Origin of the sequence: Mesorhizobium sp. M7A.F.Ca.US.014.04.1.1 (assembly GCF_003998745.1) — a bacterium.
GTDB lineage: Bacteria > Pseudomonadota > Alphaproteobacteria > Rhizobiales > Rhizobiaceae > Mesorhizobium > Mesorhizobium ciceri.
The window spans coordinates 1-475 of record NZ_RZRW01001439.1 but is presented as its reverse complement, the minus strand read 5'-3'; the positions used below and the strand labels follow the sequence as shown (position 1 = coordinate 475).

Annotated in this window: 1 pseudogene; it reads left to right on the top strand. The window is 65.9% G+C overall.

Going from position 1 to position 475, the window contains the following annotated elements:
* Nucleotides 1-309: pseudogene (locus EOA22_RS36995) on the top strand (MCE family protein); the annotation flags it as partial.
* Nucleotides 310-475: the final 166 nt, after the last annotated feature.

Sequence of the window (475 nt, the reverse complement as noted above, 5' to 3'; positions counted from 1 at the left end):
ATTCTAGCCAAGGTCGATACCTTGCTCGGGTCGGGGCAGGCCGACGGCGTGATGGCGGATGCGAGGGCGACGCTGAAGTCGTTCAAGCAGGTTGCCGACACGCTGAATGCCCGCCTTGGCGTCATCACCGACAATCTGGCGCGATTCTCGGGCCAGGGGCTTTCGAACGTCGAAGCGCTGGTGCAGGACAGCCGCCGTTCGATCAGCCGCATCGAGGAGGCGGTAACCGACCTCAGCCGCAATCCGCAGCGCATCCTGTCGGGTGGCGACGGCGAGGTTCGGCAATTCGATGGCAGGGCGCGGCGTTGACTTCGGCGCCGGCGCGCCCCAGAAACATGAGCCGCGAAAGCGGGTCGATCTTACGATCCGGGGACAACGGGGATCGCGCGTGAAGTCTGTGTGGGCGAAAACGGGCGGGTTGACATCGGCTGCGGCACTGCTTGCCTTGACGCTGGCCGGCTGTGCGGCGTTGGGC